This window comes from Dactylosporangium sp. NPDC051087 (assembly GCF_055586325.1).
On the sequence record NZ_JBVJIJ010000018.1, the window covers coordinates 249,909 to 270,494 of the forward strand.

18 protein-coding genes are annotated in these 20,586 nt (G+C 74.3%); 10 read left to right on the forward strand and 8 right to left on the reverse strand.

Annotated elements, in window-relative coordinates; translation table 11 throughout:
* Window positions 1-17 precede the first annotated feature (17 nt).
* Window positions 18-1,391, forward strand: coding sequence for a hypothetical protein (locus ACZ6TV_RS32225; protein WP_465301064.1), 1,374 nt, complete (start codon window positions 18-20; stop codon window positions 1,389-1,391).
* Window positions 1,392-1,420: 29 nt separating this feature from the next.
* Here the strand turns inward: ACZ6TV_RS32225 and ACZ6TV_RS32230 are convergent, their stop codons facing one another.
* The 3 genes from ACZ6TV_RS32230 to ACZ6TV_RS32240 are packed head-to-tail and all read right to left on the reverse strand — an operon-like array spanning window position 1,421 to window position 5,945.
* On the reverse strand, window positions 1,421-2,215 hold the full coding sequence (locus ACZ6TV_RS32230) for a hypothetical protein (RefSeq protein WP_465301065.1): 795 nt from the start codon (window positions 2,213-2,215) through the stop codon (window positions 1,421-1,423).
* A complete protein-coding gene (locus ACZ6TV_RS32235; protein WP_465301066.1) occupies window positions 2,212-5,286 on the reverse strand; it encodes a phosphatidylglycerol lysyltransferase domain-containing protein in 3,075 nt (1,024 codons plus the stop codon). Before ACZ6TV_RS32235 ends, ACZ6TV_RS32230 begins: the two co-directional genes overlap by 4 nt.
* Window positions 5,283-5,945 (reverse strand): hypothetical protein, encoded by a 663-nt coding sequence (locus tag ACZ6TV_RS32240; protein ID WP_465301067.1) that lies wholly within the window; start codon window positions 5,943-5,945, stop codon window positions 5,283-5,285. Before ACZ6TV_RS32240 ends, ACZ6TV_RS32235 begins: the two co-directional genes overlap by 4 nt.
* 99 nt (window positions 5,946-6,044) lie before the next feature.
* On the opposite strand from ACZ6TV_RS32240, the gene ACZ6TV_RS32245 reads away from it, so the two are divergent.
* A complete protein-coding gene (locus tag ACZ6TV_RS32245; RefSeq protein WP_465301068.1) occupies window positions 6,045-6,353 on the forward strand; it encodes a hypothetical protein in 309 nt (102 codons plus the stop codon).
* Here ACZ6TV_RS32245 and ACZ6TV_RS32250 read toward each other — a convergent pair.
* The 3 genes from ACZ6TV_RS32250 to ACZ6TV_RS32260 all read right to left on the reverse strand — a co-directional run bounded on the left by ACZ6TV_RS32250 (window position 6,350) and on the right by ACZ6TV_RS32260 (window position 10,380).
* A complete protein-coding gene (locus ACZ6TV_RS32250; protein ID WP_465301069.1) occupies window positions 6,350-7,420 on the reverse strand; it encodes a HAMP domain-containing sensor histidine kinase in 1,071 nt (356 codons plus the stop codon). The genes ACZ6TV_RS32245 and ACZ6TV_RS32250 overlap by 4 nt on opposite strands.
* Window positions 7,417-8,079 (reverse strand): response regulator transcription factor, encoded by a 663-nt coding sequence (locus ACZ6TV_RS32255; RefSeq protein ID WP_465301070.1) that lies wholly within the window; start codon window positions 8,077-8,079, stop codon window positions 7,417-7,419. Before ACZ6TV_RS32255 ends, ACZ6TV_RS32250 begins: the two co-directional genes overlap by 4 nt.
* Before the next feature lie 1,473 nt (window positions 8,080-9,552).
* Window positions 9,553-10,380, reverse strand: a complete 828-nt coding sequence (locus ACZ6TV_RS32260) for an SAM-dependent methyltransferase (RefSeq protein WP_465301071.1) — start codon at window positions 10,378-10,380, stop codon at window positions 9,553-9,555.
* A gap of 120 nt (window positions 10,381-10,500) precedes the next feature.
* Between ACZ6TV_RS32260 and ACZ6TV_RS32265 the strand changes: the two genes are divergently transcribed.
* From ACZ6TV_RS32265 to ACZ6TV_RS32275, 3 genes are all read left to right on the forward strand, one after another.
* Window positions 10,501-11,106: a DUF2975 domain-containing protein gene (locus tag ACZ6TV_RS32265; protein ID WP_465301072.1), complete on the forward strand. Its 606-nt coding sequence runs from the start codon at window positions 10,501-10,503 to the stop codon at window positions 11,104-11,106.
* Window positions 11,106-11,342 (forward strand): helix-turn-helix domain-containing protein, encoded by a 237-nt coding sequence (locus ACZ6TV_RS32270; RefSeq protein ID WP_465301073.1) that lies wholly within the window; start codon window positions 11,106-11,108, stop codon window positions 11,340-11,342. The genes ACZ6TV_RS32265 and ACZ6TV_RS32270 overlap by 1 nt, the downstream gene beginning before the upstream one ends.
* Window positions 11,343-11,439: 97 nt before the next feature.
* The gene (locus ACZ6TV_RS32275) at window positions 11,440-12,711 is read left to right on the forward strand and encodes a family 16 glycosylhydrolase (protein ID WP_465301074.1); all 1,272 of its coding nucleotides are present in this window, start codon (window positions 11,440-11,442) and stop codon (window positions 12,709-12,711) included.
* 8 nt (window positions 12,712-12,719) lie between these two features.
* On the opposite strand, the gene ACZ6TV_RS32280 is transcribed toward ACZ6TV_RS32275, so the two are convergent.
* The gene (locus tag ACZ6TV_RS32280; protein WP_465301075.1) at window positions 12,720-13,571 is read right to left on the reverse strand and encodes a hypothetical protein; all 852 of its coding nucleotides are present in this window, start codon (window positions 13,569-13,571) and stop codon (window positions 12,720-12,722) included.
* A 52-nt stretch (window positions 13,572-13,623) separates the two neighbouring features.
* A complete protein-coding gene (locus ACZ6TV_RS32285; protein ID WP_465301076.1) occupies window positions 13,624-14,355 on the reverse strand; it encodes a MerR family transcriptional regulator in 732 nt (243 codons plus the stop codon).
* A 100-nt stretch (window positions 14,356-14,455) separates the two neighbouring features.
* On the opposite strand from ACZ6TV_RS32285, the gene ACZ6TV_RS32290 reads away from it, so the two are divergent.
* The 5 genes from ACZ6TV_RS32290 (at window position 14,456) to ACZ6TV_RS32310 (ending at window position 20,579) form a co-directional block, all read left to right on the forward strand.
* A complete protein-coding gene (locus ACZ6TV_RS32290; protein WP_465301077.1) occupies window positions 14,456-16,507 on the forward strand; it encodes an Hsp70 family protein in 2,052 nt (683 codons plus the stop codon).
* A gap of 71 nt (window positions 16,508-16,578) precedes the next feature.
* Window positions 16,579-17,199 (forward strand): polysaccharide deacetylase family protein, encoded by a 621-nt coding sequence (locus ACZ6TV_RS32295; RefSeq protein ID WP_465301104.1) that lies wholly within the window; start codon window positions 16,579-16,581, stop codon window positions 17,197-17,199.
* A complete protein-coding gene (locus tag ACZ6TV_RS32300; protein ID WP_465301078.1) occupies window positions 17,196-18,416 on the forward strand; it encodes an endo-1,4-beta-xylanase in 1,221 nt (406 codons plus the stop codon). Before ACZ6TV_RS32295 ends, ACZ6TV_RS32300 begins: the two co-directional genes overlap by 4 nt.
* Window positions 18,417-18,563: 147 nt before the next feature.
* Window positions 18,564-19,817: a glycosyl hydrolase gene (locus ACZ6TV_RS32305; RefSeq protein WP_465301079.1), complete on the forward strand. Its 1,254-nt coding sequence runs from the start codon at window positions 18,564-18,566 to the stop codon at window positions 19,815-19,817.
* Window positions 19,818-20,321: 504 nt separating this feature from the next.
* A complete protein-coding gene (locus tag ACZ6TV_RS32310; protein WP_465301105.1) occupies window positions 20,322-20,579 on the forward strand; it encodes a helix-turn-helix domain-containing protein in 258 nt (85 codons plus the stop codon).
* Window positions 20,580-20,586 lie beyond the last annotated feature (7 nt).

Below are 20,586 nucleotides of genomic sequence, written 5' to 3' on the forward strand. Positions count from 1 at the left end.
TCCAGTACGGTGCGGGCGTGGCCAACGGGGAGAACGAGGCGCCGCTGCGCGGCCCGGACATGACGCCGCCGCCGCCTCGACCGGCCGGGCCGCTCCCCGTCGCGGCGCAAGGAGCGCCACCGTCCGCCGAGCCGCCGCCCTTCGCGGCGGAAGGCACGACGGCGCAAAGCGTGCCGGTGCGGCGGCGGAGATCTGTCCGGCTCGCGGTCGCGGCGGCGGTCGCCGGGGCCGTGGCCGCGGGCCTGTTCCTCGTCCCGGCCGTCACCGGGCCGCGGGCGACACCGGCCGCCGCCGTCGCGTCACCGTCGGCGAGCCCCGCACCGTCGCCTTCGCCGTCGCGGCCGCCGACGGCGCGGGAGACCGTCGACCTCACCCTCGCCGCGCAGGACAAGGCGCTGCTCGCCGGGGACCTCGCCGGATACCTCGCGCCCGTCGACCCGGCGCTGCACGGCTGGTTCACGTCGCGGTTCACGTCGCTGCGGACGCTCGGGGTGGCGCTGTTCTCGTCGCGGGCCGCGGACGCGCCGGCGGTCCAGCCGGACGGGCAGTTCACCCTGCTGCTGGAGACGTCGCACTGCTTCGGCACGGCGGACTGCCGCACCCAGCAGCTGTTCGTGGACAGCACCTGGACGGTCGCCGAGGGCAGAGCGGTGCTGACGGCGGCGAAGCGGTCGACGGCCCCGTGGGACGCGACGGAGCTGCGGTTCGCCACCGGCCGCCGGGTGGTCGTGGCAGCCCCGGCGAAGTACGCCGGCAAGCTCGCGGCCACGGTCAAGGCCGCCGACCGGGGCGCGGACATCGCCGACCGGTTCGCGCACTGGGGGCAGCCGCCGGCCCGGTACGTCGTGTACCTCGCCGGGCCCGCCGAGTGGAAGTCGTGGTTCGACGGGCACACCGAGAACGCCGCGGACGCGTTCGCCCGCGGCGGCGAGGTCGTGCAACGCGTCGACCGTGGCGTCGGGTCGTACGAGCTGTTCGCGCACGAGTTCACGCACGTGGTCAGCCTCGGCAGGCGGGCCCGCGGGCAGCAGGACTGGTGGCTGGTCGAGGGGCTCGCGGAGTACGCCGCGAACCGCGACGGCTCCTGGGTCCGCGCCCGGCTGCCGTTCGTGCGCCAGTACGTGCGCAAGGGCCGGTGGGACGGTTCGGTGGCGCTCGGCGCGATCCCGGAACGGGCCACCGACGACGACTGGCAGGCCCGGTACGGCATCGCGCTGCTCGCCGTGACCCGCCTCGCGGAACGGTTCGGCGAGCCGGCGATGCTCGACTTCTTCGCCGCCGTCGTCCGCGACGGGACCTCCCCGGACGTCGCCGCCCCCACCGCGCTCAAGACCGACTGGGCCGCGGTCGCCGCCGACTGCGCGGCCTACGTCCGCACCCGCGCGAAGTAGACACCCGCGGGAGCCCGCTCACTCTGTGCTCATTCGAAGGCGGCGGCGGGCGCGTGGGCGAGGACCGCGGCCGCGGCGACCGTGGCGATGACGGCCACGACCGCCACGGGCGCCCACCCGGCCCGCACGTCGTCGCCGAGGAGCAGGACCCCGGCGCCGGACGGCACGAGCACCTCGACGATCCACAGCAGCGCGGTGACGGGACCCACCTGCCCGTGCTCCAGGGCATGGGCGTACAGCAGCGTCCCGGTCAACCCGAAGCCCGCCAGCGCCCAGGCGAGCGGCTCGGTCAGCAGCGGGCCGGGCCAGGTGACCGCGCGGGCGCACAACGCGGCGCCGCCGAACGCGAGCCCGGCGACGGCACCGGTGAGGTTCGGCGAGCCGCGCCGCGCGACGGCCCACCCGGCGAGCGCGACCGGCACCACCGCGAGCGCCAGCCCCAGGCGGGTCGCGGCGGGCGGCATCGCCGGGTCCTGCGGCCCGGACGCGGCGGCGAGCGCGGTGAGGGCGACGACGGTGACCGCGACCGCCGCCACGTCCACCGTGCGCAGCCGGGCCTTGAGGACCAGCCGGGCGACGACGACGGTGACGGCGAGGGACCCGGCGAGGACCGCCTGCACCTGGTACACCGGCAGGGTCCGCAACGCGGCCACCGACAGCAGCCAGGCGACGAGGTCGAGGGCGACCCCGGCGAGGTACGCCGGCTGCCCCAGCGTCCGGAGCATCCCCGGGTCGCGCTGGGCGCCGACGGCCTGCAGCACCGACGCGACGCCGTAACCGATCGCGCCGGCGGCGGCGAGGGCGAGCGCGACCGCGGGACTCACGGACGGCCGAGGAGCCGGCCGATCACCGGCAGCTCGGCGACCCCTTCGGCGTCGGCGACCGCGACGCCCTGCGCCGGGGCGTTGCCGAGGCCGCTGAGGACGAGGTACCTGGGCCGCCACAGCGGCTGGTACTTCTCGTTGTACCGCCACAGCGACTCGATCTGCATGGAGTCGGAGAACCGGTGCAGCAGCCGGCGTTGCAGGTCGCTGAGGCGGCCGCCGCCGTGCTCGCTGTCGCAGTCGCCGGCGAGGACCTGGCGCATGACGGCGAAGTTCAGCCCGAGCCCCCAGGCGCCGAGTGACCGGAGCCGGTTGATGGTCTCCACGATGATGAAGTCGGTGAGCCCGTTGGGCAGGTCGGGCGAGGTGCCGCGGCGCATCACGTCGAGGGACCAGCCGGAGATGTCGGCGGCCGGGATCCAGTGGCAGAAGCCGCCGGCGCGCCCGTCGGGGCCGTGCGCGACGGCGAGGAGCAGCCCGGTGTCCCGCGGGTCGAACAGCCGCGACAGCGTCATCGAGAAGCCGCGTTCGACCTCGCCGTGGCGGCTCTGCGTCATCAGGTCCCTGAGCTCGGCCGTGAGGTCGGCGGGGAGCTTCGCCGGGTCGTAGAACCGCACGGTGTAGCCGGCCCGGCTGACCCGGTTGCACGCGCCGCGGAGCCCTTTCATGGCCCGCCCGTCGAGGGTGAACGCGCCGCAGTCGACGATCGCCTCGTCGCCGAGGTACACGGGGCGCAGCCCCGCCGCGCGGTAGACGGGCAGCCAGCCGGTGGCGGCGCCGACGACGCTGACGGGCCAGCCGTGCCGGTCGGCGAACGCCGTGAACTCCGCCCACGCCGCCGCCCACTGCTCGGTCGGGCCGATCGGGTCGGGGGAGACGAGGCACACGCCGTCGCGCACCGCGTAGGCTACGACGCAGTCGCCGGTGAAGAACCACGACTTGTCCTCGCGCAGCGCGAAGTAGGCGAGGGTGTCGCCGCCGTGCTCGGCCACGATCCGCCGGGCCCGTTCCAGGTCGGCGCGGTGCTCGGCGGCGCTCGGCGGGCGGTGCAGCCTGGGCCGGACGAGGAGCCAGCCGACGACCAGCAGGAGGCTCAGGCCGGCGGCGTACAGGGCGGGCGCCAGCAGCGGCATCGTCGACGGCAGCGGCACGGCCCGGTCGCCGACCAGCCGCTCGGCGACGGCGCGGGCGGTCTGGCCCGAGGCGCCGCGCGCCCCGGCGACGAGCACGAGCACGCCGGACACGGCGGCGACGAGCAGCGCCCCGGCGAGCAGCGCGGCCGTGGCGAGGCGGAGCTGCCGGCTGTCGGGGCGGGACGGGAACGAGGACCGGTGCCACAGCAGCCAGCACGCGACGACGGCGGCGAACGCGGCCTCCTCCACGTCGATGCCCTTCAGCACGTGCAGGGCGGCGGTGACGGCAAGGAGCAGCACCGTGATCGCCCACGCGAGCCGCCGCCCGCGCCGCAGCCCCCAGGCGAGCAGCAGCAGCGCGGCCGCCGAGAACACGACGGTGGCGGCGGCGGCCTGCGGTACCTCCACCGGCAGCGCGCCCAGCAGCGCGGCGAGCCTGCCCCGCAGCGGCGTCGTCAGCGCGGACAGCAGGCTCAGCACGGCGACGGCGGCGACGGCCCACGCGGAGACCCGGCGGACGCGTTCGTCGCGGACCCGCCGGCGCAGCCCGGTGGTCTGCAGCGGCCACCCGGCCTCGCCCGGCAGCGTCGCCATCACCTCCAGTGCCCTGGGCTTCTCCCGGGCGGCGAGCCGCTCGAGCCGGGTCTCCTCCCCGCTGGGCGATTCGGCGACGTACAGGCGCATCCGCAGGTCACGATCGGCGTCGACCTCGACCCACGAGCGGCGCAGGACGGCGGCGAACACGGGCGGCAGGAACCAGCGGGCGGGCCGCGACTCCACACAGCGGGTCCCGCAGCCGCTGTTGGCGTACATGCCGCCGGGCACGGCCGCGAGCTCCGGCTGGTGCGTGTGCCCGGTGATCAGCCCGGCGACCCCGCCGGCGCACAGCGACGCGGCGACGGCCTTGGGCGCGCCGTTGAGGTGCATGCCGCGCGGGCCGAGTCGGCTGCCGGCCATCGCCGCGTACACGACCCGGGACGTCAGGACGGCGAGCAGCACCAGCAGCGCCGCCTCGGCGATCAGGCCCGTGCCCGCCAGCGCCGTCCACGTCGGCAGTGCCCGCAGCGCGTGGGCGTGCGTCATCAGCTCCGGTACCCGCAACAGCAGCGCGGCGAGCAACGGCAGCAGCAGCCACCAGGCGCGCGGTCCGAGGCGCCGGTACACGAGACGGGAGGCGATGTACTGCCCGACCGCGTTCGGGTCGGCGATGGAGGAGAGGTCGGCGAGCAGCGGGCTGCGGCGGACCTCCGGCAGCACCTCCTGCACGATGTGCTGGCCGAGCGGCGAGTCGAGCGGGTTGCGCGGGTCGCGCATCGCGTTCGCCGGGTCGTAGGCGTGGCCGTGCTCGATCCGCACGCGCCGGTTCCCGGCCGGGGTCTCGACGTCGAGGTCGGCGGACAGGGCGCAGCGGGCCCCGATCCGCCGGGCGAAGGTGTCCGCGGAGACGCCGTCCCACGCGACGGCCGCGTCGTGGTTGCCGACGATCACCACGACGTGCCGCCCGGGCGCCCCGGCGAACTTCAGCAGGGCCGCGGTGAGGTCCGGGTGCGCGTCGAGGGCGGCCTCGACGGTGCCGCCCGGCTCGCCCCAGAGCTCGATGACGTCGCCGTTGAGCACGACCGCGCCGGGTGCGTCGCCCCAGCCGGCGAGGCGGGCCGTGAGGTCGCGTTCGACCTGCGCGGAGGCGGGGGTGGGGCGGGAGGCGAGGTGCAGGTCGCCGCAGACGAGCGCGCTCGCCCCGGCCGGCAGCGGCACGGTGATCCGGTCGGGCACCGCGTGCTCGGCCTGACCTTCCGCGGTGCCCGTCCCGTCGGCGCCGGTGTCCGCTCCGGCGGGGTCCGTGTCCGCCCCGTCGACGTCCGTCTCCGTGCCCGTCCCGTCGGCGCCGGTGTCCGCTGCGGTGGGGTCGGTGTTCGTCCCGGAGGGGTTCGTGGTCATTCCGGCAGGGTCAGGCAGGCGACCCTGGCGCCGGCGTCGCCCGCCTGGCCCGCTCCGGTCTTCGTCGGCGACGCGTGGATGACGAGGGACCTGGGCGCCGGGTCGAACGTCCACGGGTGGGTGGAGACCGCCGACCCGCGGCCGTCGGCGCGGGTCGTGATGTCGAGCCACACCTCGTTCTGCGGGTTGACGTACGACGGGTTCGCGGGCATCGGCGACGCCGCCGACGAGACCGCCGGCTGCGCGGAGGCGCGCGCGGGCGCCGAGACCGGCCCCGGCGGGGACGGCGCGGTCGGCGGGACCGGCGGGTGCCGGTGCTGGTAGTGCGGCCCGGCGGCGTCACCGGTCGCCCCGCACGGCTCGGTGTGCAGGTGGACGCCGTAGCCACGGTTCGGCAGCAGCCCCGCGACGGTGAACCAGACCCGGCTCTCCGACGACGTCTGCGTGATGCTGACCGTGGCGACCGCGCCCGGCGGGACGAGCGCCGGGTCGTAGGTGACCGCCGTCGCGCCCGGCGAGTACGCGGCGAACGTGCCCGTCGCCGACGCCACCCGCGGCGACGGGCCGGGCTGGGCACCGCCGGCGGAGCTGGAGCACCCGGCGGTGCCGGCGGTGAGACCCAGGGACGCGAGCAGCAGGACTTCGGTGACGCGACGCATGTGCCCAGCGTGGTCCCGGTGGCCGGGTGCCGGGGCGCGGGTCGCCGCGCATCACCCCATTTCCGGCCCCTTGCGGGGTACGGCGGTACGCTGCCGCGCGTGGACTCCGGATGGACGTCGGACGGGTGGATCCTGCGGTCGATCGCCGCGACGGGATCGACGCTGCGCGGCGTGATCGGCGTCGCCGACTACCTCAACCACGCGGTCCCGACGGAGGAGGAGTTCACCGGCGCCGTCGGCCGGCTCGTCGCCGCGGGCCTCGCCGGGTGCGACCCCTCCGCGGACCGCTACTGGCTCACCCCCGCCGGGCAGGCGGCGCCGGCCGTCCTGCCGGCCCTGCCGCCGGCGCCGCCGCTGACGCTGCCACCGGGTGCGTTCGCGGCGGCGGTACAGGCGTATCTCGGCTAGTCGTCGCCGGCCGGGAGGCGCACCTCCACGAGCAGGCCGCCACCTTCCTGAGCGGTGGCGGTCACCGTGCCCGCGTGCGCCTGGGTGATCGACCGGACGATGGCGAGGCCGAGCCCGGCGCCGCCGCTGTGGTCGATCCGGTCGGCGGCGAGCCGCTTGAACGGCTCGAACAGCTCGGCGACCGCGTGCGGCGGCACGTCCTGTCCCGTGTTGGCGACCGCCAGCTCCACCTCGCCGCCGACGGTGACGTGCACGGTGCCGCCGCGGTGGTTGTACTTGACCGCGTTCTGGACCAGGTTCGTCACGAGCCGCTCCAGGAGCACCTCCTCGCCGCGGACGGTGCACGGCCGCAACGCCGTGGTGATCGTGACCCCGGCCGCGGCGGCCCGCGCGCCGTGCGCGGCGACGACCGCGGCGGCGATCGTGTCGAGGCGCTGCGGCAGCCGTACGGCGAGCCCCTGGTCCGCCTCGCTCAGCACGAGGAGCCCGTCGACGAGCCGTTCGTTGCGTTCGTTGGTCTGCAGCAGCTGCGCGGTCAGCAGCGTGAACTGCTCGTCGGTCAGCGGCTGCCCCATCCCGACCTCGATCAGCGTCCGCTGCACGGCGAGGGGGGTGCGCAGCTCGTGGGACGCGTTCGCGGCGAACCGGCGCTGGCCCTCGTAGCCGGCGACGATCCGGTCCATCATGTCGTCGACGGCCATGCACAGCGCCGCGAACTCGTCGCGGCGGCTGCCGCCGGCCCGGATGCGGTGCCCGAGGTTCTGCGGGCCGACCTGCGCGATGACCGGCACCAGGTCGCGCATCGGGCGCAGCGCCCAGCCGGTCACCCGCGGCGCCACGAACCGCAGCAGCGCCAGCCCCGCGACGAGGGCCAGCCCGTACGGCACCAGCCACCACGCCTCCTCGCGGGCGGTGGCGCACAGCGACAGCCGCGGGTCGCAGAACACCGCCAGGAACCGGAACGTCGTCGGGGTGAGCGCGTACGCGTCGGCGGCGGCGCGCACCGCGTACCCGGCGGCGAGCGCGGCGGCGACGAGCAGCAGCACCCTCCTGCGCGGGGTCCTCACGCGCCGCCGATCCGGTAGCCCGCCCGCGGCACGGTGTGGATGACCGGCGGGTCGCCGAGCTTGCGGCGCAACGTCATCACCGTCACCTTCACCACGTGCGAGAAGGGGTCGGCGTGCTCGTCCCACGCCTGCTCGAGGAGGTCCTCGGCGCTGACCACCTGCCCGCCGGCGCGCAGCAGCACGTGCAGCACCGCGAACTCCTTCGGGGTCAGCCCCAGCACCCGCCCGTCGCGGACCGCGGTGTGCCGGCCCGCGTCCAGCACGACGCCCGCGTGCTCCAGGACCGGCGGGAGCGCGGGCGCCGAGCGCCGCCCGAGCGCCTGGATGCGGGCGACGAGCTCGGCGAACGCGAACGGCTTCGTCAGGTAGTCGTCGGCGCCGAGGCCGAGGCCCTCGACCCGGTCGCGGATGCCGCCGGCGGCGGTGAGCAGCAGCACGCGGGTGCTCGCCGCGGAGCCCAGGATCCAGCGGCACACCTCGTCGCCGGTGCGCCCCGGCATGTCCCGGTCGAGGACCGCGACGTCGTAGCGGTTGACGCCGAGCTTCTCGACCGCGCCGTCGCCGTCGTAGCAGACGTCGACCGCCATCGCCTGGCGGCGCAGCCCGGCCGCGATCGTGTCGGCCATCAGCCGCTCGTCGTCGGCCACCAGGACCCGCATGCCCACTCCTCCCAGCAGTCGTCCCGCCCCAGCATGCCAGCCCCGCGGTAAGGGCCCGGTCAAAAGATCACTGACGGTGCTCGTACCGGCGGATCGGCAGAGTCCGCCGGCATGACCGCGATGACCCGTGCCGACCGGACCGTGCTGGCGGGTCTCGTGACCCTCGCCGCCCTCGTCCTCGGCGTCGCCGTGCGGCTACGGCTGCCGGCGCTGCCGATGGGCGACGAGCCGCACTACCTGGCCCTGGCGCAGGCGATGCTCGAATACCACACGTTCGACCCGACGCCGGTCTACGAGCACCGCGACTACTGGTCCTACTACCCGGCGGAGATCGACGCGCACGTCGCGGTCGTCGACGGCCGCCCGGTGCCGTTCCACAACCTCGGCGCGCCGTTGCTGTTCGCGTTGCCGTTCCTGTTCTGGGGCCGGGCGGGCGCGCACCTGGTGACCCTCGCCGCCGGGGTGCTGACCGTCGTCAACGTCTACCGGCTGCAGCGCTCGCTGGGTGTCCGCACGCCGTTCGCGGGGTTCGCCACGGCGCTCTTCACGCTCGGTTCGCCGCTGTACGTGTACGCCTCCATGCTCTTCGTCGAGCCGCTCGGGATGCTGGCCGTCGTCTACGCCGCCCGGATCCTGCTCGCCACCCGGCCCGCCCGGTGGCAGCTGGCGCTGGCGTCCGCCGGGATCGGCTGGCTGCCCTGGGTGCACGGCCGGTACGCGGCCTTCCCGGTGATCTTCGCCGGGCTCGCGTTCGTGCGCTGCCGCCGGCTCCTGGCGTTCGTGCCGGTCACCGTGCTCGCGGTCGGGCTCGAGGTGTTCAACGTCGTCATGTACCGGTCGCTGAGCCCGGCACCCGGCAGCACCGACGCGCTCGGGGAGGGGCTGCTGCGGCAGTCGCCGCTGCGCGGCGTGCTGTATCTCGCGTTCGACGGGCGCTTCGGCCTGCTGCCGAACTTCCCGGTGCTCGTGCTGGCGTTCGCCGGGATGCTGCTGTGCGCCCGGCGGACCAACGTCGTGCTGCTCGGCTTCATCGTGCCGTACACGCTGCTCATCGCGACGTACCCGAACTGGCCCGGCGGGTTCTCGCCGCCGGGTCGGCTGCTGTCGGTGACGGCGCCGCTGCTCGCCTGCTACGCCGCGGTCCTGCTGCAACGGCTGCCGGCCTGGCCGGTGCTGGTCGCCGCCGAGGTGCTCACCGGGTACGCCTACGTCATGTCGCTGCTGTCGGACGCGCACCCGCTGGAACGGTTCCACTGGCTCAGCAGCCCTGTCAACGCGCCCCTGGCCAGGACGGCGGAGCTGCTCGGCGCCCCGGTGGACCGGCTGCCGCCACTGGTCGGCGCGGACAACACGGTCGCGGCCGCCGGCGGCGCGCGGTTCGCGCTGTGGACCCTGGTGACGGTGGCGGTCACGGTGCTCCTGTGGCGGCGCGCCGTGGCCGGCCGGCGCGGCCCGGGCGACCGGACGGCGGCGCTACTTCCTGCCGGCGGCGCCGAACATGGAGACCTCGGCGGCGCTCGCGTGCTCGGCGGCGGCCGGGCGCCATTCGCTGATCGCGACCACGCCCGGGTCGACGAGCGACAGGCCGTCGAAGAAGCGTGAGAACGTCGCCCGGTCCCGGGGCCACGCGTCGACGAGGCCCCGGGCGAGCATCTGGTCGTACATGCCGGCGACCTCCGGCGGCACGAAGTCCTTCGTGGAGTTCGTCGCGACCAGGTAGCTGCCGGCCGGGACGGCGGCGAGGAGGTCGGCGACGACCTTGCGGGCGTGCGAGTCCTCGCGGATGAAGTGCAGCACCGCATACAGCAGGATGCCGACGGGCTCGCGCAGGTCCAGGGTCGCGGCCAGCTCCGGCGCGTCGAGGATCGCGGCCGGGTCCTTGAGGTCGGCGTCGATGTAGCTGGTGGCGCCCTCCGGGGAGCCGATCATGAGGGCCCGCGCGTGGGCGAGGACCATCGGGTCGTTGTCGACGTAGACGACCCGGGCCGACGGCGTGATCGCCTGGGCGACCTCGTGCGTGTTGGCCGGCGCGGGCAGGCCGGTGCCGATGTCGAGGAACTGCCGGATGCCGGCCTCGCGGGCGAGGAACGTGATCGTGCGGTTGTGGAAGGCGCGGCCCTCCTGCGCGGCGATGCGGATCGCGGGATACGCCGCGGCGATCCGGTCACCGGAGTCCCGGTCGACCTGGAAGTGGTCCTTGCCGCCGAGCCAGTAGTTCCACCGGCGGGCGGGCGACACGACGCCGGCGTCCAGCCTCGGGTCCTGCTGCGGCGCGGAGTGGTCCAGGTCGCTCGTCGGCACGGTGGAGCCTCCCGGCGGGGCAGGGGGGTGGACGCAACGACGCTCATCGTAGCGGCCTTGACAACACGGCGTGTCTTATCGATTATCGGTATATCGAAAAACGATAAGGGGGAGATCGTGATGCCGTGGATCCTGGCCCGGTTGCGCCGCCGTGACTGGCTGGGCGAGCTGCAGACGTTGCTCGTCGTGGCGCTCGTGGTGTGTGCCGCGGTGGCGGTGGTCGACCTGAGGGCGATCGCCGTCCGCGAGCCGATCAGCGTCGCCGTGGGCGCGGGCGTGGAGATCCGGCCCAGCGGGGTGACGGGCATGCGGCCCGGGGTGCGGCTCGACCCCGGCGCCGACATCGGCGTCATCGTCGACGACCCGAGCACGCGGCAGGTCGTCCTGCACGCGGCGCAGGCCGCGCCGTGGTTCGTGATCGTGGTGTTCGTGCTCGTCATGCTGCTGCTGGTCGTGCGGACCGCCCGGCGCGGCGATCCGTTCGCCGCGGCCAACGTCCGGCGCCTGCGGACCCTCGGCTGGACGGTGCTGCTCGGCAGCATCGCCGCGTTCCAGGTCGAGCTGCTCGCCGGGCTGGAGCTGTCCACGTCGGTGGTGGCCGACCCGGCCAGCACCAGCGCCGACCTGCCGTTCGTGTGGTTCCTCTGCGGCTTCGGCTTCCTCGCCCTCGCCGAGATCATCCGGCGGGGGCGGGCGCTGCAGGCCGAGCTCGCGGAGGTCATCTGATGCCGCCCGCCGACGACCACCGCGTCGACGTGCACATCGACCGGCTGCTCGCCGAGCGCGGCATGACCCTGACCGACCTGGCGACGAAGGTGGGCATCACGCTGGCCAACCTGTCGGTGCTCAAGAACGGTCACGCCAGGGCGATCCGCTTCAGCACCCTGACCGCCCTGTGTGAGGCCCTGCGGTGCCAGCCGGGGGACCTCTTCACCGTCCGGACCGACGAGGAAAGGAAATGATAAGACGCAGGTAGGTGGGCGTTGAGGTGCGGCGATTGACGGTGAGAGCGCTCTCTCCATAGCGTGGAAGACGATCAATCCACAGAGCGGAGCACCCGTGAGCACGTCCCTCAAACGGCGCTGGACCAACCGCCCGCTGCCGGTCATCGTGGCCACCCTCGCGATCGCCGTCGCCGGTCTGGTCGCCACCACCCTGAACAGCACGCCCGAGGCGTCCGCCGGCATCGGCAACCTCACCTGGTCCGACGAGTTCGACGGACCCGCCGGCGCCGGACCGGACGCGTCGAAATGGAAGCACGACGTCGGCGGCGGCGGCTTCGGCAACAACGAGCTGCAGTACTACACCGACGGCGCGCAGAACTCCGCGCTCGACGGCGCCGGGCACCTCGTCATCACCGCCCGCAAGGAGAACCCGGGCAACTACAACTGCTGGTACGGCCGCTGCCAGTACACCTCCTCCCGGCTGCTGACCGCGGGCAAGTTCGCCCAGAAGTACGGCCGCTTCGAGGCCCGTATCAAGATCCCCCGCGGGCAGGGCCTGTGGCCGGCGTTCTGGATGCTCGGCGACGACATCGGCACCAACCCGTGGCCCAACAGCGGCGAGATCGACATCATGGAGAACGTCGGCAAGGAGCCCGGCACCCTGCACGGCACGCTGCACGGCCCCGGGTACTCCGGCGGCAACCCGCTCACCGGCAGCACCGTGCTGTCCGGCGGGCGCGCCCTCGCCGACGACTTCCACACCTTCTCCGTGGACTGGGCGCCGGACTCCGTCACCTGGTTCCTGGACGGGGTCCAGTACTTCCGGCAGACCCCCGCCGACACGCGCGGCAACAAATGGGTCTACGACCACCCGTTCTTCATGCTGCTCAACGTCGCCGTCGGCGGCAACTGGCCCGGCCCGCCGGACGGCAGCAGCGTGTTCCCGCAGACCATGACCGTCGACTACGTGCGGGTCTACGCGTACACCACCGGCACCACGAACCCGCCCGCCACCGGCAACCGGATCACCGGCATCGGCGGCAAGTGCGTCGACGTCAAGTCCTCCGGCACGGCCAACGGCACGCAGGTGCAGCTGTGGGACTGCAACGGCACCGGCGCCCAGAAGTGGACGCGCCCGGGCGACGGCACGATCCGCGCCCTCGGCAAGTGCCTCGACGTCAACGCGGCGAGCGCCGCCAACGGCACGAAGGTCCAGCTGTGGGACTGCAACGGCACCGCCGCCCAGAAGTGGACGGCGAACGCCGACGGCACGGTCCGCGCGCTCGGCAAGTGCCTGGACGCCAAGGACGTGTCCTCGGCGAGCGGCACCCCGCTGCAGATCTGGGACTGCGCCGCCAGCACCAACCAGCGGTGGGCCTTCGCGTGACGTGACGCTCAGGCCGCCCGGTCCCCGGTCCGGGCGGCCTGCGCCTCGAACGCGTCCAGGAAGCGCTCCGGATCGTCGGCGAAGCAGCGCACGGTGCCGACCTCGCAGGTGGCGCCGAGCGGGCGCACCGCGGTGACGGGGGAGGACAGCTCCAGCAGCAGGTTCGCCTGTGAGGACACCGCGACCGTGACGGTGTCCCCGTCGACCCGGACGCTGCCCTGCTCGCCGTAGGTGCGGATCCGGCGGACCGCGGCGATCCGCGAGCGGGGGATGCGCAGGTCGAAGAACGCGCCGTAGCGGATGCGGACCTCGGCGCCGCCGACCACGTGCGGCCGGGTCACGCAGGACGCGATGACGGCCAGGGCGAGCAGGATCGAGTACCCGTCCAGCGCCAGCAGGACCGCGCGGACCGCGAGGGGCGCGCCGAGCGAGCGCAGGACGATCTCGACGACGACGAGCTCGACGACCATCGCGCCGACGAAGACGACCAGTGCCGGGGCCTGCGCGCCGAAGTACGGCACGGGCACCGCACCCGGTGGCACGCCGTGGCGGCGGCGGGCGAGCCACAGCAGCAGGCTCACCATGCCTTTGGCGTCGAAGCCCATCAGGCGCCGCACCTGCACCGGCACGAGGGTCTGCCAGGCGGCGCGCACGGCGGCGCGACGGTCACCGCCGTTGCGGCGTTCGCGGGTGTACAGGCGGAGCACCGTCACGAGCTCGAGCAGCAGCACGGCGACCACGAGGATCTCCACCGCCACCACGAGCGCGGCCGGCGGTCGCACCCCGGCCACCAGGAGCACCACGAGCAGCAGCTCCGCGGGGAGCGCGGCGAACAGGGCGGCGCGGGCGACTCTCAGCATCACGGCATTCCCCCAGCTGCGGCGAACAGGTCGGCGCGCGCGGTCCTCAGCATCACGGGGCCTTCCGCAGCAGGTCGACCACCAGGCGGAACACCTCGGCCTGGGCGGCCGACATCTCCGCGGTGACGGTGTCCATCCAGCGGCCGGGGTCGGCGCCGGTCATCGCCGCCGCCATCGCCGGCGGCAGGAACCCGGCGAGGTCCGCGGCGAGCGCGGCGACCCGCGGGTCGGCCGGGTCCGCGCCGGCGAGCTCGTCCAGCCTGGCGTAGATCGCCCGGCCCCGGGCCTGCGCCTCCGGCGAGGTCAGCGGGCGCAGCAGGTCGGCGACGCCGGGGTCGCCGGTGCCCGTGTCGATCAACGCGAGGAGCTCGCGGTCGAGGGCGCCGAAGGCCGAGTCGCCGGCGGGGAGGTCCCGCAGTACCGCCGCCATCTCCGGCGAGACGGTCGAGTCCGGACCGAGGTCGGGCCGGGCGAGCAGCGCCGCGAGCCGCTCCCGCCGGGCGGCGAGGGCGGCCTGCTGCCGGGCCAGGTCGTCGTCCAGCTCCCGCAGCATCTCCCGCAGCTCCCGGCCCTGGTCGTCGGCGAGCACGTCGCGGATCTCGTCGAGGGACAGACCCAGCTCGGCGAGCCGGCGGACCCGGGCGAGCCCGACGGCGTCGCGCAGCCGGTACTCCCGGTAGCCGTTGACCAGGCGCTCCGGCTCGGGCAGCAGGCCCAGGTGGTGGTAGTGCCGCACGGTGCGGGTGGAGACCCCGACCAGCGCGGCGAGCTCGCCGATCCGCATCGCCCAAGTAAAAACGTTGACGCTACGGCAAGGTCAAGGGTGGGTCGCTTGACAGCCCGCGGGCACCCGACTTCGATGATCCGGGGACAGGGGAGGTGCGGTGGAGCTCGGCATCGACCTCGGCACGTCCAGCACCGTCGCGTTCCTGCGCCGCGACGACGGCCGGCCCGAGCCGGTCCTGTTCGACGGCGCGCCGCTGCTGCCGTCCGCGGTCTACGCGGAGGACGGCGGCACGTTCCTCGTCGGCCGGGACGCCGTGCATGCCGCCCGCGCCCGCCCGGAACGCTTCGAAGGCAACCCGAAGCGGCGCATCGACGACGGCACGGTCCTGCTCGGCGCGGAGGTGACCGTCGAGGCGCTGCTCGGCGCGCTGCTGGGCCGGGTCGTGACCGAGGCGCGGCGCGTCGGCGGCACCGACGTCACCGGCGCCACCATCTGCCACCCGGCGGCGTGGGGCCCCGCCCGCCGCGCGACGCTGCTGCGGTCCGCGGCCGCCGCCGGGCTGCCCGCGACGGTCCGGCTGGTCCCGGAGCCGGTCGCGGCGGCCGCGTTCCACCTGCGCCGGCACGGTCCCTCGCCCGCCGACCTCCTCGTGTACGACCTGGGCGCCGGCACCTTCGACGTCGCCGTCGTCCGGCACGCCGGGGTGCCCGGCGGCATGCAGGTGCTGTGCAGCGCGGGGCTCGACGAGACGGGCGGGCAGGACGTCGACGCCGCGATCGTCGACCTGCTGCGCCGCCGGTCCGGGGCGCCCGAGCCGTGGGCGCGCCTCGACAACCCCGTGACCGTCGCCGACCGGGCCGCCCGCCGGCAGCTGTGGGACGACGTCCGCAACGCCAAGGAGATGCTGTCCAGGACGAGCTCGGCGCTGCTGTACCTGCCGCTGCTGGACACCGACCAGATCCTCACCCGCGAGGAGCTCGACGCGCTCGCCGCGCCGCTGATCCAGCGGACGGTGGCCGCGGTCGCCGCCACGCTCGCCGAGTGCCCGGTGCCGCTGCGCCCACTCGGCGCCGTCATCCTCGTCGGCGGCGCCAGCCGGATGCCGCTGGTCGCCACGATGCTGCACCGTGCGCTGGGCATCGCCCCGACCGTCATCGACCAGCCGGAGCTGGTGGTGGCCGCGGGCAGCACCGACCCCATGGCGACGGGCCTGCCCACCGCCCCTCCCGCCGCCTCTGCCACCGACCGGCGGCCGATCGGCTGGACCGGCCCCGTGCCGATCTCCGGCGGCGACACGTCCGGCGGGCCGCCGACGTCCTCCCCGCCCTACGCGCCCCGGTCGGCCCCGCCGTCGCACTCCCCGCAGTCGGTCCCGCCGCTCGCGCCGCAGCCCTACTCGCCGCCGTCCTACGCACCCCAGCAGGTCCCGCCGCCGCACCCGCCGCAGTCGGTCCCGCCGCTCGCCGCGCAGCCCTTCTCCCCGCGGCCGCAGCACGTGTCGCCGCCGCCGCGGCCGTTACCGCAGCCGCCGTATCAGGCGCCGCCGCAGCAGCCGTATCAGCACTGGCCGTCGCAGCAGGTGCCGCCTTGGGTGCCGCCCCGGCCGGCGCCGCAGCCTCAGCAGTGGGGGCCGCAGGCGGTGGGCGGGGACGGGACCGTCATCGGCGACGTGGAGCTCATCGAGATCGTCACGCCGGTGGTGCAGGGCGTGACGCTGCGCGGGCGGCTGCACGGCGGGCACGGCGTGTTCGAGCCCGTGTTCCCCGCCGACGCCGACGGCCGGCTGCTGGTCTTCGCCGACACGGCCGCGCTCGCCAGACACGCCGCGTCGGACCGGACGGACCGGCTCGTCGCGACGCCGCCGTGGCAGGTGCGCAACGACGGCGCCGACGAGCTGCGCTTCGACCTGGAGCTGCTGCTCGAGCACCTCGGCGGGCCGCCGGAGCGCTGGCTGCCGAGCTTCGTCTGCCGCTGCCGCGACCTGTGCGCGCAGCTCGTCGTCTACCTCGACCTCGACGGCGCCGACGACCTGCTCGGCGAGCACTCCACCATCGACCACGTCGACGACGTCCTGCGCCGGCACCTCGACGACGCCGTCGCCGGCCGGGCCGCGCTGCGCAAGCTCGCCCGCGTCGACCGGGCGCAGCTCGTCGAGGACTGGACGGATCTGATCGCGCTGATCGACGAGAGCACGGTCATCAAGCCGTAGCTGTCAATGCCTTTCGAAAGCTTCCGAAATTCGTTCCCGGCCCGGGTATCGGCGGCTATCAACAGCACGTGATGGATGTCAGCGGGTACGTCGCCCTCACGTACGACGACGGCCCCGACCCGGGGAGCACCGCCGCGCTGCTCGGCGCGCTGCGGTCCGCCGGGGCCCGCGCGACGTTCTTCAACGTCGGGCGGCGCGCCCGGGCGCATCCGGCGCTGGTCCGGGCCCAGCGGGCGGCCGGGATGTGGGTCGGCAACCACAGCTGGACGCATCCGCGCCTCACCGGGCTGAGCGCCGCCCGCATCACCGCCGAGCTCGCCCGGACCCAGCGGGCGCTGCGGGACGCGACCGGCGGCGTGCCGGTGCTGTTCCGGCCGCCGTACGGCGACACCGACGCCGTCGTGGGTGCCGTGGCGGCGCGGCTCGGCCTCACCGAGGTCCTGTGGGACGCCGACTCGCGGGACTGGGCCGGGGCCGGCACCGAGGAGATCGTGGCGGCCGCGTCGGCGCTGCGGCCGGGCGACGTCCTGCTGATGCACGACGGCCACCGGGCGACCGTGGCCGCCGTGCCGCGGATCGTCGCCGGCCTCGCCGCCCGGGGCCTGCGCACCGGCATGATCAGCGCCACCTCCGGCCGTGCCGTCGCCCCGCCGTCGCATGCAGGTACACCTGGAGAAACGGAGCAGGGATGAGATTGCGAAGACTGGTCCACGCGAGTGTCCTCGCGATCGTGGCGGTCGGCTCGCTGAGCACCGTCGCGGCGTCGGCGCACGACGGCCGTCCGCCGCAGCCGCAGGACCAGACGCTGCGGTCGCTCGCCGCGCGGCACGGGCTGTACTTCGGCACCGCCGTCGACGCCGCCGCCTACGCCGGTGAGCCGGTGTACGCGTCGATGGTCGACACGCAGTTCTCGACCGTCACCGCCGAGAACGCGGTGAAGTGGGAGAGCCTGGAGCCGGTCCGCGGCCGGTACGACTGGGGACCCGCCGACGCGCTGGTCGACGCGGCGCGCCGCAACCGCCAGCTGGTCCGCGGCCACGTGCTGAGCTGGCACAGCCAGCTGCCGGGCTGGCTGGTCGCCGGCATCGAGGACGGGTCCGTCGACGGGCCGCGGCTGCGCGCGCTGCTCAAGGAGCACATCACCGCCGTCGTCACGCACTTCCGCGGCCGGATCTGGCAGTGGGACGTGGCGAACGAGGCGGTCAGCGACCCGTGGGAGACGCCGGGCACCATCCACCTCGGCGGCGACGTGGGGTCGTTCAAGCAGAAGTTCGCGGACCTGGTCGGCCCCGGCTGGCTCGCCGAGGCGTTCCGCACCGCGCGGGCCGCCGACCCGAAGGCGCTGCTGTTCTACAACGACTACAACATCGAGGCGTTCGGTGACGGGGGCCCCGGCGACAAGACCCAGTTCGTCTACGACCTGGTCAAGCGGTTGCGGGCGGAAGGTGTACCGGTCGACGGCGTCGGCAGCCAGGGGCACCTGAGCACGCGGTACGGCAACTACGACGTGCTGCAGGTGGCCGACGCGTTGCGGCGCTTCACCGACCTGGGCCTGGCCGTCGCGCTCACCGAGGTCGACGCGCGCAGCCTCACGCAGAACGCCGACGACCCAGCGCTGGCGGCGAACGGCGCCGACGTCGCGGCACGGGACCAGGCGGCGGCGTACAACTACCACGTCCTGCTCCAGGCGTGCCTGATGAACCAGCACTGCCTGTCGTTCACGGTGTGGGGCTTCACCGACCGGCACTCCTGGATCCCGGGCTGGTTCAAGAACCCGCCGGAGGGCCTCGGCTGCCTGTGGGACGCCGCGTACAACCCGAAGAAGTCGCTGCGGACCGTCCAGGGTGACCTGGTGGCGGCCGGTCCGCCGCTGGTCCGGCAGCGCATCGCGCAACGGCCGCGGCGCTAGGAATGGGCCCACTGCCCGGCATCGCGGCGGCGGCGCCGGGCAGTGCCGTACCGGGCGGGAGAGCGCTCTCTCAAGTTTGTCTTAGACTTTGATGAAGTCGGGTTCTCCGGCTTGACGTGCCTATTCGCATCGGCGAGCTTGAGTGCCATGAAGCTCCATCGGACCGTCCGCCGCCGGACCCTCGCGCTCATCGTGTCGACCGCCGCCGTCGCGGCGCTCGGCGTGGTCGGGCTGACCAACGCCCTCGCCGCCACCGCCGGCCCGATCACCGGGATCGGCGGCAAGTGCGTCGACGTGGCCGGGGCCAACTCCGCCAACGGGACCGCCGTGCAGCTGTACACCTGCAACGGCACCGGCGCGCAGCAGTGGACCGTCGAGTCCGACGGCAGCGTCCGGGCCCTCGGCAAGTGCCTCGACGTCGCCGCGTCCGGCACCGCGGACGGCACCAAGGTGCAGCTGTGGGCGTGCAACGGCACCGGCGCGCAGCGCTGGACCGCGAGCTCCGGCCGCCTGGTCAACCCGAGCTCCGGCAAGTGCCTGGACGCCTCCGGCAACAGCTCCGCCAACGGCACCCGGCTGCAGATCTGGGGCTGCACCGGCGGCGCCAACCAGGCCTGGAAGCTCCCGGGCGGCACCACCCCGCCGCCCACCTCCACGCCGCCGCCGGCGCCCTCGGCGAAGAAGAAGGGCGTCAGCACCTGGGAGTTCCCGGGCCTGTCGCAGGCGGTCACGAACGTCGGCGCCGGCTGGTACTACAACTGGTCGCCGAACAACGACAGCATGCCCGCCGCCGCCGAGTTCGTCCCGATGATCTGGGGCGCCGCCAACGTCACCGACGCCACCCTGGCGAAGGCGAAGAGCGAGGGCACCGTGCTGCTCGGCTTCAACGAGCCGGACCTCGCCGGGCAGGCCAACATGAGCGTCGAGCAGGCCCTCTCGCTGTGGCCGCGCCTGGAGTCGACCGGCATGCGCCTGGGCAGCCCGGCCGTCGCGTACGGCGGCAACACCCCGGGCGGCTGGCTCGACCGCTTCATGACCGGCGCGCGCCAGCAGAACCGCCGGGTCGACTTCATCACCCTGCACTGGTACGGCTCCGACTTCAGCGACGCCGCCGCCGGGCAGTTCGCCGGCTACCTGCAGGCCGTGTACGACCGCTACCGCCTGCCGATCTGGGTCACCGAGTACGGCCTGATGAACTTCACCGGCACCCCGAAGTACCCGAACACGGCGCAGATCACCGCCTTCATCACCGCCACCACCACCCGCATGCAGGCCACGTCGTGGATCGAGCGGTACGCCTGGTTCTCCCTGCCGGCGGTCGGCGACTCCGTCGCCTACGGCCTGTACAAGGACGGCACCACCGCGACCCCGGCCGGTCAGGCATACCGGGCGGCCGGCTGACGGGGTTTCGCCGGAAGAGAACCCACCTGGGTGAACCCGAAAAACTGGTATGGCGGAGCTAGATTTTCGCCGGGGCGGGGAGTAGCGTTTCTGGGGTCAAGAGAGTTGGAAAACGACGCTGACGATGCCGCCCCGACAGAGGGCGAAGGGACAGAGCCGCGCGACTGGCTGCGACTCCGTTCGGCACAGTTGGTCAGTCACGACGAGAGGAAGGGGAGGGTTCACACCGTTGGATCGCCCGCTGGCGACCGTGCTGCACGGTCCGGCGAGCACCGCAGTATCCATCGAACGAGAGGTGGTCTCCGGTCTGGCTGATGCGATCCCCGCACGCGGCGACGGTTGTCGCGGCAGATGCGGACATGACACTCCGGCATTCGTGTCGGTAGATGGTGTTTAGACCCAATACCCTGGGCCCCGGTGCACAAGCGCCGGGGCCCTCGACGTGGAGGTGACGTGGCACAACAAGACGATCCGCTGGACGACGACGATTTTCCCGCATACACCATGGGCCGCGCGGCGGCGATCATCGGCGTCTCGCACGACTTCCTCCGTCGGCTCGGCGAGCTCAAACTGATCACCCCGCTGCGGTCCGACGGCGGCCACCGCAGGTATTCCAAGCATCAGCTCCGGCTGGCGGCCAGGGCCCGCGAGCTGTGCGACCGCGGCACCCCGCTCGACGCGGCGTGCCGCATCATCGTCCTGGAGGACCAGCTCGAAGAGGCCCTGCGGATCAACCGGGAGCTGCAGGCGGAGATCGACTAGAGTCCAC

Coding starts and splice junctions, on each gene's coding strand:
- ACZ6TV_RS32235 (WP_465301066.1), bottom strand. CDS start 5,286: ATGACCACGAACCCCTCCGGGACGAACACCGACCCCACCGCAGCGGAC.
- ACZ6TV_RS32240 (WP_465301067.1), bottom strand. CDS start 5,945: ATGCGTCGCGTCACCGAAGTCCTGCTGCTCGCGTCCCTGGGTCTCACC.
- ACZ6TV_RS32255 (WP_465301070.1), bottom strand. CDS start 8,079: ATGCGGGTCCTGGTGGCCGACGACGAGCGGCTGATGGCCGACACGATC.
- ACZ6TV_RS32265 (WP_465301072.1), top strand. CDS start 10,501: ATGCCGTGGATCCTGGCCCGGTTGCGCCGCCGTGACTGGCTGGGCGAG.
- ACZ6TV_RS32270 (WP_465301073.1), top strand. CDS start 11,106: ATGCCGCCCGCCGACGACCACCGCGTCGACGTGCACATCGACCGGCTG.
- ACZ6TV_RS32280 (WP_465301075.1), bottom strand. CDS start 13,571: ATGCTGAGAGTCGCCCGCGCCGCCCTGTTCGCCGCGCTCCCCGCGGAG.
- ACZ6TV_RS32285 (WP_465301076.1), bottom strand. CDS start 14,355: ATGCGGATCGGCGAGCTCGCCGCGCTGGTCGGGGTCTCCACCCGCACC.
- ACZ6TV_RS32295 (WP_465301104.1), top strand. CDS start 16,579: ATGGATGTCAGCGGGTACGTCGCCCTCACGTACGACGACGGCCCCGAC.
- ACZ6TV_RS32300 (WP_465301078.1), top strand. CDS start 17,196: ATGAGATTGCGAAGACTGGTCCACGCGAGTGTCCTCGCGATCGTGGCG.
- ACZ6TV_RS32305 (WP_465301079.1), top strand. CDS start 18,564: ATGAAGCTCCATCGGACCGTCCGCCGCCGGACCCTCGCGCTCATCGTG.
- ACZ6TV_RS32310 (WP_465301105.1), top strand. CDS start 20,322: ATGGGCCGCGCGGCGGCGATCATCGGCGTCTCGCACGACTTCCTCCGT.